The organism is Pseudomonas sp. SDO5271_S396, assembly GCF_054071795.1.
On record NZ_JBSVWB010000020.1, the window covers coordinates 82,634 to 95,018 of the forward strand.

General features: G+C 59.3%; 14 protein-coding genes. 5 read left to right on the top strand and 9 right to left on the bottom strand.

What is annotated here, in order from left to right; genetic code table 11:
• Window positions 1–107 precede the first annotated feature (107 nt).
• Window positions 108–803, top strand: a complete 696-nt coding sequence (locus ACW9IN_RS15705) for a lipoate--protein ligase family protein (protein ID WP_457366752.1) — start codon at window positions 108–110, stop codon at window positions 801–803.
• On the opposite strand, the gene crp is transcribed toward ACW9IN_RS15705, so the two are convergent.
• Complete coding sequence (gene crp, locus ACW9IN_RS15710; protein WP_457366753.1) at window positions 800–1,444, bottom strand: cAMP-activated global transcriptional regulator CRP; 645 nt, start codon at window positions 1,442–1,444, stop codon at window positions 800–802. The two genes, ACW9IN_RS15705 and crp, sit on opposite strands and share 4 nt — an antisense overlap.
• A gap of 248 nt (window positions 1,445–1,692) precedes the next feature.
• Between crp and ACW9IN_RS15715 the strand changes: the two genes are divergently transcribed.
• Window positions 1,693–2,115, top strand: a complete 423-nt coding sequence (locus ACW9IN_RS15715) for an OsmC family protein (RefSeq protein WP_017138086.1) — start codon at window positions 1,693–1,695, stop codon at window positions 2,113–2,115.
• A gap of 55 nt (window positions 2,116–2,170) precedes the next feature.
• Here the strand turns inward: ACW9IN_RS15715 and coq7 are convergent, their stop codons facing one another.
• The 6 genes from coq7 to hemJ all read right to left on the bottom strand — a co-directional run bounded on the left by coq7 (window position 2,171) and on the right by hemJ (window position 6,624).
• A complete protein-coding gene (gene coq7 / locus ACW9IN_RS15720) occupies window positions 2,171–2,818 on the bottom strand; it encodes a 2-polyprenyl-3-methyl-6-methoxy-1,4-benzoquinone monooxygenase (RefSeq protein ID WP_457366754.1) in 648 nt (215 codons plus the stop codon).
• A 118-nt stretch (window positions 2,819–2,936) separates the two neighbouring features.
• Complete coding sequence (locus ACW9IN_RS15725; RefSeq protein ID WP_457366755.1) at window positions 2,937–3,275, bottom strand: histidine triad nucleotide-binding protein; 339 nt, start codon at window positions 3,273–3,275, stop codon at window positions 2,937–2,939.
• 46 nt (window positions 3,276–3,321) lie between these two features.
• The gene (locus tag ACW9IN_RS15730; protein WP_457366756.1) at window positions 3,322–4,110 is read right to left on the bottom strand and encodes an SDR family NAD(P)-dependent oxidoreductase; all 789 of its coding nucleotides are present in this window, start codon (window positions 4,108–4,110) and stop codon (window positions 3,322–3,324) included.
• A gap of 63 nt (window positions 4,111–4,173) precedes the next feature.
• A complete protein-coding gene (locus ACW9IN_RS15735; RefSeq protein ID WP_457366757.1) occupies window positions 4,174–5,139 on the bottom strand; it encodes a DUF805 domain-containing protein in 966 nt (321 codons plus the stop codon).
• 69 nt (window positions 5,140–5,208) lie between these two features.
• Complete coding sequence (locus ACW9IN_RS15740) at window positions 5,209–6,171, bottom strand: NAD(P)H-dependent flavin oxidoreductase (protein WP_457366758.1); 963 nt, start codon at window positions 6,169–6,171, stop codon at window positions 5,209–5,211.
• 24 nt (window positions 6,172–6,195) lie between these two features.
• The gene (gene hemJ / locus ACW9IN_RS15745) at window positions 6,196–6,624 is read right to left on the bottom strand and encodes a protoporphyrinogen oxidase HemJ (RefSeq protein ID WP_457366759.1); all 429 of its coding nucleotides are present in this window, start codon (window positions 6,622–6,624) and stop codon (window positions 6,196–6,198) included.
• 135 nt (window positions 6,625–6,759) lie between these two features.
• Here hemJ and argC point away from each other — a divergent pair, with 135 nt between their 5' ends.
• Complete coding sequence (gene argC / locus ACW9IN_RS15750; RefSeq protein WP_025857068.1) at window positions 6,760–7,794, top strand: N-acetyl-gamma-glutamyl-phosphate reductase; 1,035 nt, start codon at window positions 6,760–6,762, stop codon at window positions 7,792–7,794.
• A gap of 165 nt (window positions 7,795–7,959) precedes the next feature.
• A complete protein-coding gene (gene erpA / locus ACW9IN_RS15755) occupies window positions 7,960–8,310 on the top strand; it encodes an iron-sulfur cluster insertion protein ErpA (protein ID WP_007906865.1) in 351 nt (116 codons plus the stop codon).
• A gap of 75 nt (window positions 8,311–8,385) precedes the next feature.
• Here erpA and ACW9IN_RS15760 read toward each other — a convergent pair whose 3' ends face one another.
• Both ACW9IN_RS15760 and ACW9IN_RS15765 read right to left on the bottom strand, forming a co-directional pair.
• Window positions 8,386–9,477: an anhydro-N-acetylmuramic acid kinase gene (locus tag ACW9IN_RS15760; protein ID WP_457366760.1), complete on the bottom strand. Its 1,092-nt coding sequence runs from the start codon at window positions 9,475–9,477 to the stop codon at window positions 8,386–8,388.
• Between the two features lie 3 nt (window positions 9,478–9,480).
• Entirely contained in the window at window positions 9,481–10,899 is a 1,419-nt protein-coding gene (locus ACW9IN_RS15765) for a peptidoglycan DD-metalloendopeptidase family protein (RefSeq protein WP_457366761.1), read from the bottom strand.
• Window positions 10,900–11,108: 209 nt separating this feature from the next.
• Between ACW9IN_RS15765 and tyrS the strand changes: the two genes are divergently transcribed.
• Window positions 11,109–12,308, top strand: a complete 1,200-nt coding sequence (tyrS, locus tag ACW9IN_RS15770; protein WP_457366762.1) for a tyrosine--tRNA ligase — start codon at window positions 11,109–11,111, stop codon at window positions 12,306–12,308.
• Window positions 12,309–12,385: the final 77 nt, after the last annotated feature.

A 12,385-nucleotide genomic window follows, 5' to 3' on the forward strand; every position in this document is an offset into this window, starting at 1 on the left:
CGCGAATGCGGTGTCTCAGTTAATACATATGTGACTGATGTATCGCATTCGCGGGCAAGCCCGCTCCCACATTTGATTCTGTGTTTGTTTAGATAGGTAGGTGTTTGATGGTTAATCCCGTAAGGATGACGGTTGAAGCAGGCCTTGCCGCCGAGCAAAGCCTGTTGGCCGCCGTTTGCGCGGGCGAACAAGCGTTCGGGCTGCTGTTCTGGCAACCCATTGATCAAGCCTTGGTGATGCCGCGGCGTTTGAGCCGTCTGCCGGCGTTCGACGCCGCCAGCCAGGTCTCGGCCGATGCCGGTTGGCCCGTGCTGTTGCGGGAAACCGGGGGGGAGCCGGTGCCGCAGTCGAGCGCCACCGTCAACATTGCCCTGGTTTATGCGCCGCCGCGCAGCGAAGGCGATCAGCATCGTATCGAAACCGGCTACTTGCGCCTGTGCCAGCCAATCTGTGATTTGTTGGTTGAGCTGGGCGGCGACGCGTCAGTCGGTGAAATCGACGGCGCGTTTTGCGACGGTCGCTACAACGTCAACCTCAATGGTCGCAAGATGGTCGGCACCGCACAGCGTTGGCGGCAGAGCGGTGGTCGTCCGGTGGGGTTGGTGCACGGTGCATTGTTGCTGGAAAACCACCGTGACGAGTTGATTGCCGCGGTCAATCGCTTCAATGAAGCCTGCGGCCTCGACCAGCGCGTTCGCGCCGACAGCCACATCGCCTTGCACGAGGCTTTCCCGGCGCCGGATGCGATCAGTCGACTGGATGCGTTGTATCGCCAGATGCTGGCCGGTTTTCTGCCGGTTTAACGTGTTCCGAACACCACCATGGTCTTGCCTTTGACGTGGACCAGGTTGCGTTCTTCCAGGTCCTTGAGCACACGGCCGACCATTTCTCGCGAGCAGCCGACAATCCGTCCGATTTCCTGGCGGGTCACCTTGATTTGCATGCCGTCGGGGTGGGTCATGGCGTCGGGTTGTTTGCACAGTTCCAGCAGGCAACGGGCCACCCGACCGGTGACATCGAAGAACGCCAGGTCGCCCACTTTGCGTGTGGTGTCTCGCAACCGTTGAGCAATCTGACCGCTCAGGGCATACAGAATGTCCGGGTCATGCTGAGCCAGTTCGCGGAATTTGGTGTAGCTGATCTCGGCCACTTCACACTCCACCTTGGCCCGCACCCAGGCGCTGCGCTCCTGCTCTTTGCCAGCTTGCTCGAACAGTCCCAGTTCACCAAAAAAATCCCCGGAATTGAGGTAGGCGATGATCATTTCCCGACCGTCTTCATCCTCGATCAGGATGGTGACCGACCCCTTGATGATGAAAAACAGCGTTTCGGAGCGTTCACCCGCGCAGATGATGTTGTGCTTGGAGGGATAGCGCCGGCGCTGGCAATGCATCAGCAGCTTGTCGAGGTTCTTGATCTTGGATATGGGAGTAAGGGCAACCATGGTTGTATCCCGAAAAGACTGCACGGTGTGATTGGAGTTGTTTTTATCCAGCGATATATCGGCATTGATACACGCTGTACAAAGGATGGCAATGCGCCATTTCGCTGGCGCCAGCTTACCAGACACATTCTGACTCGATTAGCGAATTTGCGACCCAAACCCTGCTGTTGATCGCTTTCATGGGAAACACTGTTGCCGGTGGCCCCTGTGCTAAGCTGGCGACCCTTTTTTAGAGTGGAGTCTGGGCGATGAAGGCACGCATCCAATGGGCGGGCGAAGCCATGTTCCTCGGTGAGTCGGGCAGTGGCCATGTCGTGGTCATGGACGGTCCGCCGGACGCCGGTGGCCGTAACCTGGGTGTACGCCCGATGGAGATGCTGCTGCTGGGCGTGGGCGGCTGCAGCAATTTCGATGTGGTCAGCATCCTGAAAAAGTCTCGCCAGGCCGTGGAAAGCTGCGAAGCGTTCCTGGAAGCTGAGCGCGCCACTGAAGACCCCAAGGTGTTCACCAAGATCCACATGCATTTCGTGGTCAAGGGCCGGGCGTTGAAGGAAGCCCAGGTCAAGCGGGCCATCGAGCTGTCGGCCGAGAAGTATTGCTCGGCCTCGATCATGCTCGGCGCGGCGGGCGTTGCCATCACCCATGATTACGAGATCATCGAACTGGGTTGATGACAAAACCGGCAGGCAAAAAGAAAGGGCGCTTCGAGAGCGCCCTTTTTGTGGGTCAGATGCGGTAGGTGCTTTTGGTCATGACCTTGGCCAAAAGGCTCATGCCGAACCTGACCGGCGCCGGGAAGCGGAAACCGCCAGCATCCAGCGCGCTTTCGGCGTGGTGTTCTTCATCGATGCGTATCTGCTCCAGGATGGCCCGGGACTTTTCGTCTTCAGGCGGTAATTGCTCCAGGTGCTCATCGAGGTGCTTGCAGACTTGATGTTCGGTCGCCGCGACAAAACCGAGGCTGACTTTGTCGCTGACCAGCCCGGCAACGGCGCCGATACCAAACGACAAGCCGTAAAACAAAGGATTGAGCACGCTCGGGTGACTGCCGAGCTGGCGAATGCGTTGTTCGCACCAGGCCAGGTGGTCGATCTCTTCCTCGGCCGCGTGTTCCATGGCGGCGCGTACCTGTGGCAGCTTGGCGGTCAGGGCCTGGCCCTGGTACAGCGCCTGGGCACAGACTTCGCCGGTATGGTTGATGCGCATCAGGCCGGCGACGTGACGGGTCTCGGTCTCGCTCATCTGGGTGTCGGGCCGCACGATCGCGGGCGACGGGCGGTACGGTTGGCCGCTGAAGGGCAGCAGCGTGCGCATGGCCGTATCGGCTTGCAGCAACAGGCGGTCGATGGGCGAGTAGTGCCGTTGGGTAGTCATGCTGACCTCCGGGAAGAATCTCGGCGGCCAGTTTACCGCATGAGAGGTGAAAGCGTTCGGGCGGAGTCAAGGGCATAGCGTCGCAGCCTGGGGCCGCGACCCTCAAGACCCACGCCAATCAGCCCGGCGGCCAGTTCATCTGGCGCTGACCGAGCACATGCATATGAATGTGATACACGGTCTGACCGCCTTTCGGGTTGCAGTTCATCACCACGCGGAAGCCTTCCTCGCAACCTTGCTCCAGGGCCAGGCGCTGGGCGGTGAACAGAATATGACCGGCCAGGGCTTTGTCTTCTTCGGTCAGGTCATTGAGGGTGGGGATGTGCTTTTTCGGGATGACCAGAAAATGGACAGGCGCCGCGGGGGCGATGTCCTTGAAGGCGAGGATCTGATCATCTTCGTAGATGATGTCCGCCGGTATTTCGCGGTTGATGATCTTGGTGAACAGAGTATCCACAGCTGTTTCTCCATTATGAAAGTGCAGGGTGAGTGTACTGAGCCGATCAGCGTGGGCAATAGGCCTTGTTGATGGCGCCGGCAATTCTGCGGGTCAGCCAGCGCGGGCTGAAACGCGGGCTGAAAGCGATCCAGCGGTTGCGTCGGCCAGGAATGATGATGGCTTTGTTCTTATCCAGTGCACGCACGGTGTAGAGCGCCACTTCCTCTGGGCTCATCAGTTTTTCGCTGGCGTCGAGCTTGGCGGTGTCCATCTGCGCAGTGCCGTAGAAGGCAGTGCGCGTCGGGCCGGGGCATAGCACCGAGACCTTGATGCCGCAGGTTTTCAGTTCTTCGCGCAGGCCTTCGGAAAAATGCAGCACATACGCCTTGCTGGCGTAGTAAGTGCTCATCCACGGGCCGGGTTGGAACGCTGCGACCGAGGCCACATTGAGGATTTGCCCACCGCCGTGCAGGGCCATGGCGTTGCCAAGCGCATGGCACATGCGGGTCAAGGCCAGGATGTTGACTTCCATCAGGTCCTGCTCGGTCATCCAGTCCTGGGCGAGAAACGGTCCGCTGGTGCCGATGCCGGCGCAGTTCACCAGCAGGTCGATTTGCCGCTCGCCTTCTTCAAGCTCCAGCAGAAACCCGGACAAGCGCAGCGGTTCGCCCAGGTCGCAGGCGCGAAACAGCACCTCGACGCCGAAGCGCTGGGTCAATTCGAGTGCAATGCTTTCCAACTGATCACGCTGGCGGGCCACCAGAATCAAGCTACGGCCGCGACGGGCCAGGGCTTCGGCCAAGGCCAAGCCGATGCCGCTGGAGGCACCGGTGATCAGAGCGTAACGGGTCATGCCTTTCTCCATCGTAACGCCGCCGAGCCTGTGACTGAGCCATCACAGGCGGCGGACGTTTCTTTACTGTTCTTCTGGAGAGTCTACAGGTTCGGCCGCCTCGTCAGCACTTTGCGCTTCGTCTTCATCAATGACACCGTTTTGGTCAGCGTCATCGTCGGCGGTGATGGAGCTGCTTTCGTAGCCGCTGTCCACATTGGCTTCAAGTTGGTCCAGATAGCCGTTCATGCCCAGCGTGACCACAATGGCAAGCATCACCGGAATAAACGCCAGCCACAGGGTGGCCAGGACTTTTACCGCGGTGGAGTTGCGCGGTGGTGGCGCGCCGTACTGGTTGGCGCCGGTATTGCCCGGCAGCACCAGCAGCAAGAGCGGGAAGATGCTGTTGACCAGTGGCACCAGGTTCAGGAACCACAGCCAGCCGGACCAGCCCAGGTCATGCAAACGCTGTACGGCGATCTGCACGCTGACCCAGAGCAGCGCGACGAACAGCGCGAACCCCAGCAGCGAACCCAGGATGATGCCCGCCGTCGGGGACGCAGTCGCCACCGCAAAGCCGGCGGTAGCGATGATGCCCGAGGCAACGAGCATCGCAACCGTCAATACCAGCGTCCATGCCAGGTAGCGCAGCCGACCGATACGGCCGTGGATCGTGAAGACTTTGAGTGTTGCGTACTCCGGCAAGCTGTCACCCACGGCGGCACGGGGTGGTGCGTAGGGGGAGGTGGCCGGGCGGGAGAAGTCAGAGGCGCCGGTATCGGTTTCGTGAGTCTCGGCGAGGCTGAAGGCGACGGGTTGTTCGGGTTCGATACGCGCATCCACCCCGGCATTTTTCAGCGCATTGAGGTAAGTGTCGGCGTCTGCGCGGGAGAGGTCGCGTTTCAGCGCGACGGGGCGGCCGGTGAAAAGCTTTTCGATGGCGTCGACATCGCTTTTGAACAGCTCGGCCAGGTTCAGTTTGGCAGTGGTACTTTCGACCCCCGGGAGCAAGGCTCCGTCAAACACAATCTTGAAGCGGTTGTCGCTCATGCGGGCATCCTTGTCACTGATTCATTGGGTGAGTGCAGGCCTGCTCGAACGGCAGGCCTTGCGGTGGGTTCAGCGTGGCCAGCGCAATTGTACTGCGTGTTCGCGCGCCTTGCGGTATTCGGCATCCAGGCGCGCAACGAGTTCATCGACGCTGGGCAGATCATCAATCTCTCCGACACCCTGGCCGGCGGACCAGACGGTCTTCCAGGCCTTTGCCTCGTCGTTCAAGGGCTTGAGCTTGGAGCCGAAGTTGACTTCACCCTTGGCTTGCAGCGCGGCGAGGTCGAAACCGGCGTTTTCCAGGCTCTGGCGCATGAAGCTCGCAGGTACGCCGGAGACAGCGGGAGTGTGCACGATGTCGGCGGCACGCGATGTGAGCAGCATCTCTTTATACGCATCCGGAGCGTGGCTTTCGGTGGTGCCGATGAAACGGGTGCCGAAATAGGCCAGGTCTGCGCCAAGCAACTGGGCGGCGAGGATTTCGTGCCCATGGTTGAGGCAACCGGCGAGCAGCAGGGTTTTGTCGAAAAACTGGCGAATCTCGGCGATCAGCGAGAGCGGGCTCCAGGTGCCGGCATGGCCGCCGGCGCCCGCTGCCACGGCAATCAAGCCATCCACCCCGGCTTCAGCGGCTTTTTCGGCATGGCGCCGGGTGGTGACATCGTGAAACACCAGGCCGCCGTAGCTGTGTACGGCGTCGACCAACTCTTTGACCGCGCCCAGGCTGGTGATGACGATGGGTACTTTATGGTCGACGCAGATCGCCAGGTCAGCCTCCAATCGCGGGTTGCTGTTGTGCACGATGAGGTTCACTGCGTAAGGCGCGGGGTTGTCCAGTTGAGCCAGGCCTGCTTCGATTTCTTCCAGCCAGGCCTTGAAGCCGCTGCTTTCACGCTGGTTGAGGGCCGGGAAACTCCCGACCACCCCATTGCGACAGCAGGCCAATACCAGTTGCGGGTTGGAAATCAGGAACATCGGCGCCGCCACCACAGGCAGGCGCAGGCGTTGTTCGAGCAAGGCAGGCAGCGACATTGGAAGTCCCCCGAGTCATTGAAGTTAGAACGGTTTGACCACGACCAAAATTACGATAGCCAGCAATATCAGAACCGGCACTTCATTGAACCAGCGATAAAAGACATGGCTGCGGGTGTTTTCGCCACGGGCAAAACGTTTTACCTGCGCGCCGCACATATGGTGGTAGCCGATCAGGATGACCACGAGGGTCAGCTTGGCGTGGATCCAGCCGCCTGAATGAAAGATGCCGGGGTTGAGGGTGATCAGCCAGATGCCGAACACGAGCGCGGCAACCATCGCCGGGCCCATGATGCCGCGATACAACTTGCGCTCCATGACGCTGAAGCGTTCCTTGCTGACGGCATCTTCGCTTTGTGCGTGGTAGACGAACAGGCGTGGCAGGTAGAACAGCCCGGCAAACCAGCAGACGATGCTGACGATATGGAAGGCTTTGACCCATAGATAAAGCATTTTTAGTTATTCCCAGGTTCACGGTAGCGAAGATAGTAGTGGCTGATGCGCCCGTACGTCACGTTGACGGTTGTCGCAGGGCGATACGGCCCCTATTATCGACGGCTTTCCAGTGGGTTCGTTGAGGGCAGGTTTATGGTCAAGGTCGGTATCGTCGGCGGCACGGGTTACACCGGTGTCGAATTGCTGCGTCTGTTGGCTCAGCATCCGCAAGCTGAGGTGGTGGTCATCACCTCCCGATCCGAGGCTGGCCTGGCTGTGGCCGATATGTACCCGAACCTGCGAGGTCATTACGACGGCCTGGCGTTCAGCGTTCCGGACATCAAGACCCTCGGCGCCTGTGACGTGGTGTTCTTTGCCACGCCTCATGGTGTAGCCCACGCACTGGCGGGTGAGTTGCTGGCGGCGGGCACCAAGGTGATCGACCTGTCGGCGGACTTCCGCCTGCAGGACGCCGATGAATGGGCCAAGTGGTACGGCCAGCCACACGGCGCGCCAGAGTTGCTGGAAGAAGCGGTGTATGGCCTGCCGGAAGTCAATCGTGAGCAGATCAAGCAGGCGCGGTTGATCGCGGTGCCGGGTTGCTATCCGACCGCTACACAGTTGGGCTTCCTGCCATTGCTGGAAGCTGGGCTGGCAGACGCTTCGCGTTTGATCGCAGACTGCAAGTCGGGCGTCAGCGGCGCCGGTCGCGGCGCGGCGGTGGGCTCGCTGTACTCCGAGACGTCGGAAAGCATGAAGGCCTATGCGGTAAAAGGGCATCGCCACTTGCCGGAAATCCGCCAGGGGCTGCGTCGCGCTGCGGGCAAGGATGTGGGCCTGACTTTCGTGCCGCACCTGACCCCGATGATCCGTGGTATCCACTCCACGTTGTACGCAACCGTGGTGGATCGCTCGGTCGATTTGCAGGCGCTGTTTGAAAAGCGTTACGCCAACGAGCCGTTCGTCGACGTGATGCCGGCGGGCAGCCATCCGGAAACGCGCAGCGTGCGCGGCGCCAACGTATGCCGGATTGCTGTGCACCGTCCGCAGGATGGCGACCTGGTGGTGGTGTTGTCGGTGATCGACAACCTGGTCAAGGGCGCGTCGGGCCAGGCTGTGCAGAATCTGAACATCCTGTTCGGCCTGGACGAGAAACTGGGGCTGTCCCACGCGGGCATGCTGCCTTAAGGCTGTCGAGTCGCTAAGCAAAAGGCCCGTTGATCGGGCCTTTTGTGTTTTTAATGGCGGCAATGCAGATTGATATACCGTAACAATAGTTGACCGCTTTTCTAGGAGAAGCGGATAATGCCCGCCATTACGCAGTTGGCGGCGGTACGCCGGGAGATTATCAGCATGAGCGTTGAATCCTTCACCCCCACGGCTTTGCAATTCACCCACGGTGCTGCGCACAAGGTGAAGAGCCTGGTCGATGAAGAGGGTAATGATCGCTTGAAGCTGCGCGTATTCGTTACGGGCGGCGGTTGTTCAGGGTTTCAGTACGGCTTCACCTTCGATGAGGAAGTGGCCGACGACGACACCATCGTTGAGCGCGAGGGCGTGAGCCTGGTCGTGGATCCGATGAGCTTCCAATACCTGGCGGGTGCCGAGGTGGATTATCAGGAAGGTCTTGAGGGGTCGCGTTTTGTGATCAAGAACCCCAATGCCACGACTACCTGTGGTTGCGGGTCTTCGTTCTCGATCTGATCGGCAGCCTGATTCCGGCAAATAAAAACGCCGCTTGGCTTTGATGGGCCAAGCGGCGTTTTGCTGTCTGGAGGTTTATGCCGGGTAGATCGCGCCCAGTACTCGCAGCCCGCGTGCGCCGGTGACACTGGGGCGGTTTGCGGCGATGCCTTCCAGGCAGCAGTGGGCCAGCCAGGCGAACGCCATGGCTTCGACCCAGTCGGGGTCCACGCCATAGGTGGCGGTGCTGCTGACGTGGGTGGTCGGCATCAACGCGGCCAGGCGGTTCATGAGCGTGGCGTTGTGGGCGCCGCCGCCACAGACCAGCAATGTTTCGGTATCGGATTGTGCCGCCTGCAGGGACTCGACGATGGTCTGTGCGGTCAGTTCGAGCAGGGTGGCTTGCACGTCTTGGGGCTGGAATGATGGCAGTCGCCCGAGGTGTTGCTGCAACCATCCCAGGTTAAAGACTTCGCGTCCTGTACTTTTCGGGCCTTGGGTCACGAAGAAGGGGTCGCTGAGCAGCGCGTTGAGCAATTGAGGCGCGACCTTGCCGCTGGCGGCCCACCGACCATCGCGGTCAAAGTGTTCGCCCCGTTGCTGGTGAATCCAGGCGTCGAGCAGAACGTTACCTGGGCCGCAGTCGAAACCGGCTACAGGCTTTCCAGTCTCGATCAGGCTGAGATTGCTGAAACCTCCCACATTCAATACGGCGCGGTTACCGCTGCGCGCCTCAAACAACGCTTCGTGGAAGGCGGGCACCAGGGGGGCGCCCTGTCCGCCGGCGGCGACATCGCGGCTGCGGAAATCACTGACGACGGTGATGCCGGTCAGCTCTGTGAGCAGTGCCGGGTTGCCGATCTGTACGGTAAACCCGCGGGCGGGCTCATGCCGGATGGTCTGGCCGTGGCTGCCGATTGCCCGGACGGCCTGGGGTTCTAGGTTTTGTTGCTTGAGCAGAGAGTGAATGCCTTGTGCGGCGAGTTTTACCCAGTTTTGCTGGGCAATGGCCGAGCGAGCGATCTCGTCCGGCCCGCTGGCGCAAAGGCTAAGCAGCTCGCTGCGCAGGGTGTCTGGCATGGGAATGTAGTGAGTGGCGATCAACGTGATCGACGAATCCTGTTCGATCAGGGCGATGTCCAGGCCGTCGAGACTGGTCCCGGACATCACACCCATATAGAGCGGCATGGCTTAACGCTTCGCCGAAGCGAGCAAGGTGGAGCGCTCTTGGTCCATGCGGGCCATGAGCGGCTGGCTTTGTTGCAGGAAGCGAGCGCGTTCGGCCTTGGCGATCGGATCGGCCATCGGAAGTTTCTGACCCAGCGGATCGACGTGCACACCATTGACCTGGAATTCATAGTGCAAGTGCGGGCCAGTGGACAGGCCAGTGGTGCCGATGTAGCCGATCACCTGACCCTGTTTCACGTTGCTGCCGGTCGAAACGCCTTTGGCGAACCCTTGCATATGGCCATACAGCGTGCGGTAGGTATTGCCGTGCTGGATGATCACAGTATTGCCGTAACCACCGCGACGTCCGGCCAGCAGTACCTTGCCGTCACCGGCGGCCTTGATGGGCGTGCCGCGTGGGGCTGCATAGTCGACGCCTTTGTGTGCGCGAATTTTGTTCAGGATGGGGTGTTTGCGGCCCATGGAAAAACGCGAGCTAATGCGAGCGAAGTCCACCGGCGTACGGATGAACGCCTTGCGCATGCTGTTGCCATCAGCCGTGTAATAGCTGCTGTTGCCCTGTTTGTTGGTGTAACGCACGGCGGTGTAGGTTTTGCCACGGTTGGTGAAGCGTGCTGAGAGAATATTGCCGGTGCCGACGACTTTGCCATTGGCGACTTTCTGCTCGTAGATCACGTCAAATTCGTCGCCTTGGCGGATGTCCTGGGCGAAGTCAATGTCGTAGCCAAACACGTTGGCCATGTCCATGGTCATGCTGTGGGAGAGGCCGGCACGGGCAGCCGACTGCGACAGGGAGCTGTTGATTACACCGTGTACATAGGCGGAGCGCATCACTGGCTTGGTGGTGACGCGATTGAAGGCGAAGCCTTTGGCACCCTTGGTCAGGGTGATGCTTTCAAGGTCGCTGACACTGCTGTGCAAGTTGTTGAGCAGGCCGTCGGGTGTCAGTTCAAACTCGAGTTTCTGGCCGTGCTTGAGTTGGGTGAATTGTTTGGCTTGCTTGTCGCTGGCTAGCACCTCGTTGACCGTGGCGGCAGGCAGGCCAACCTTTTCGAACAGGGTGGAGAGTGTGTCGCCCTTGGCCACAATCACTTCGCGGTGCAGAGGGTTCTTTGTCGTATTTGCAGTGGGCGCAGGTTCTTCCTGGACGGCTTGCCGGGTGTCTTCGGGGCTGCTTTCTATTTGGGCGAACGGCGATTCGGTCGGTGCATTTGTGGCTTGTTGTGCGTCGGAAGCGTCTTGATCTTGTGTCAGTTGTTCAACTGGGCTTTCCAGGTCAAGGCTCAGGGACGTTCGTTTGGCTTCTACGTCACTGGAAGGGAATACCAGGAGTGCCAGGCTGAGAAGAGCGGCGATACCACTTGCGGCGAGCAGGTGGGTCTTCGGGTAAAGCGGCGGCGCTTTAGACGGTTCTGTGGTCATAAGTAATTTTGACTTTGAAGATGAAATGGAAAAGATGAATGACATGATGAAGATGAAATAACTGTATAAAATATAACCAAATCATCTGTGGTGCAAGCTCGCGAATGCCGGGCTTGCTGAACGGTGTCCGTTCGCAGGGCAAAACTTGTATTTAGTTCCTGATCTTGTATGGTTGGTTCCCTTTTGAATCTGAGCCTTGCGGGTCTGTTATGAAGTCGGTTGAAGAGCAGCTAGCGCTGATAAAACGTGGTGCGGAAGAACTGTTGGTCGAGGCTGAGCTGGTCGAAAAGCTCAAGCGTGGCCAGCCCCTGCGTATCAAGGCCGGCTTTGATCCCACTGCGCCGGATCTGCATCTGGGTCATACCGTGCTTATTAATAAGCTGCGCCAGTTCCAGGAGCTGGGGCATCAGGTCATCTTCCTTATTGGTGATTTCACCGGAATGATCGGTGATCCGAGCGGCAAGAGCGCAACGCGTCCACCGTTGACCCGCGAGCAGGTGCTCGATAATGCCGAGACTTACAAGACTCAAGTGTTCAAGATTCTTGATCCGGCCAAGACTGAGGTGGCCTTCAACTCTACTTGGATGGATCAGATGGGCCCGGCGGACTTCATTCGCCTGACTTCGCAGTACACCGTTGCACGCATGCTTGAGCGGGATGACTTCGATAAGCGCTATTCCACCAATCAGCCGATTGCCATTCACGAGTTCCTTTATCCGTTAGTGCAGGGGTATGACTCAGTGGCCCTTCGTGCGGATGTCGAGCTGGGCGGTACCGATCAGAAGTTCAATCTGCTGATGGGGCGTGAGTTGCAGCGTGCATATGGCCAGGAGGCTCAATGCATTCTGACCATGCCGCTGCTGGAAGGTCTGGATGGCGTCAAGAAGATGTCCAAGTCTCTGGGCAACTACGTGGGCATTCAGGAAGCGCCGGGTGTGATGTACGGCAAGCTTGTCTCCATTCCTGATGCGCTGATGTGGCGTTATTTCGAGCTGCTGAGCTTCCGCTCGATGGATGAGATCAATGCGCTGCGTGCGGATGTAGAGGCGGGCGCGAATCCGCGTGATGTGAAGATCAAGTTGGCTGAGGAGATTGTTGCGCGTTTCCATGGCGAAGAGGCTGCGGCGAATGCTCACCGGGCTGCGGGTAATCGCATGAAGGATGGCGAGTTGCCGGATGATCTGCCTGAGATTGAATTGTCTGCTACTGAAGCGATGCCGATTGCTGCTGTGCTTAATAAGGCGGGGCTGGTCAAGAACTCGGCGGTTGCGCGTGACCTCTTGAGTTCGGGTGGTGTGCGTGTTGATGGTGAGGTTGTGGATCGCGCCTTTATATACGAACTGGGCGCTACCCATGTTTGCCAGGCAGGGAAGAAGGCGTTTGCGCGGATTACGCTCAAATCCGAATAAACCTGAAATTAAGTGTTGACGGCGAATTTTATCTGTCTATAATTCGCCCCACTTCCGGCGCAGTCGAAACGTAAAAC

What these genes read in the sequence shown, in the direction of transcription:
- ACW9IN_RS15730 (WP_457366756.1), bottom strand. Translation starts at nt 4,110, where the DNA reads ATGACCCGTTACGCTCTGATCACCGGTGCCTCCAGCGGCATCGGCTTG.
- ACW9IN_RS15705 (WP_457366752.1), top strand. Translation starts at nt 108, where the DNA reads ATGGTTAATCCCGTAAGGATGACGGTTGAAGCAGGCCTTGCCGCCGAG.
- argC (WP_025857068.1), top strand. Translation starts at nt 6,760, where the DNA reads ATGGTCAAGGTCGGTATCGTCGGCGGCACGGGTTACACCGGTGTCGAA.
- ACW9IN_RS15715 (WP_017138086.1), top strand. Translation starts at nt 1,693, where the DNA reads ATGAAGGCACGCATCCAATGGGCGGGCGAAGCCATGTTCCTCGGTGAG.
- hemJ (WP_457366759.1), bottom strand. Translation starts at nt 6,624, where the DNA reads ATGCTTTATCTATGGGTCAAAGCCTTCCATATCGTCAGCATCGTCTGC.
- ACW9IN_RS15740 (WP_457366758.1), bottom strand. Translation starts at nt 6,171, where the DNA reads ATGTCGCTGCCTGCCTTGCTCGAACAACGCCTGCGCCTGCCTGTGGTG.
- erpA (WP_007906865.1), top strand. Translation starts at nt 7,960, where the DNA reads ATGAGCGTTGAATCCTTCACCCCCACGGCTTTGCAATTCACCCACGGT.
- tyrS (WP_457366762.1), top strand. Translation starts at nt 11,109, where the DNA reads ATGAAGTCGGTTGAAGAGCAGCTAGCGCTGATAAAACGTGGTGCGGAA.
- ACW9IN_RS15765 (WP_457366761.1), bottom strand. Translation starts at nt 10,899, where the DNA reads ATGACCACAGAACCGTCTAAAGCGCCGCCGCTTTACCCGAAGACCCAC.
- coq7 (WP_457366754.1), bottom strand. Translation starts at nt 2,818, where the DNA reads ATGACTACCCAACGGCACTACTCGCCCATCGACCGCCTGTTGCTGCAA.
- ACW9IN_RS15735 (WP_457366757.1), bottom strand. Translation starts at nt 5,139, where the DNA reads ATGAGCGACAACCGCTTCAAGATTGTGTTTGACGGAGCCTTGCTCCCG.
- crp (WP_457366753.1), bottom strand. Translation starts at nt 1,444, where the DNA reads ATGGTTGCCCTTACTCCCATATCCAAGATCAAGAACCTCGACAAGCTG.
- ACW9IN_RS15760 (WP_457366760.1), bottom strand. Translation starts at nt 9,477, where the DNA reads ATGCCGCTCTATATGGGTGTGATGTCCGGGACCAGTCTCGACGGCCTG.